Below are 588 nucleotides of genomic sequence, written 5' to 3'. Positions count from 1 at the left end.
CGTGGCGGGTAAAACGTGACCGATCTGCTCGGCGATCACCAGGCTGGACACGCCGTCCCGAGGGCGGTGGCCGTGTTGATACGCTTGCCAGTCGAACGGCATGGACGTCGCCAGTCGAAAGGTTACTTTGCTCGGACGGCTTGTGCTGCCTGTGTTTCTTACAACAACATCGCCATCGATCTTCAGCGTTTGAATATCTGGACGCGCGCGGATGATTGCGGCCCGAGGGAACACCTCATAATAGCTTGTGCTCTGCTCCACTTGGGCCTGAATGATGAAGCCCTGGCGCCCTCTGGCGGCAGCGGTGTTCTGCGGGGTTTCTTGTCCGACCTGCAGGTCGCGAAGCTCCTGACGCAGGGCATACAGCGTTACCTGGCCGTTTTCGATGGCGCGACGATCAGCTACCGGAAGGTTGGGCAGCAAGGCTCGGATCAAGGTTGGGTAGGCGGCTTTGACACCGCTCAGGTAATCACTGAACCCCCGGTTGAATTCATCATCCGTGGTGAAGCGCCAACGGCCGGGTGGTGCTTTGGACAGTGTTTCGGTTGCCTGGATGATGTCGCGTTCTTGCTGCTCCAAGGCTTCCAC

General features: G+C 59.2%; 1 protein-coding gene. It reads right to left on the bottom strand.

Features of this window, described 5'->3' with window-relative positions; genetic code table 11:
• A partial coding sequence (locus tag AC0L3U_RS38350; RefSeq protein ID WP_473364955.1) for a hypothetical protein occupies nucleotides 1-588 on the bottom strand: 588 nt, incomplete at both ends.

This window comes from Bradyrhizobium sp. Kon69 (assembly GCF_055807515.1).
This window is presented reverse-complemented; position numbering and strand designations above follow the sequence as displayed.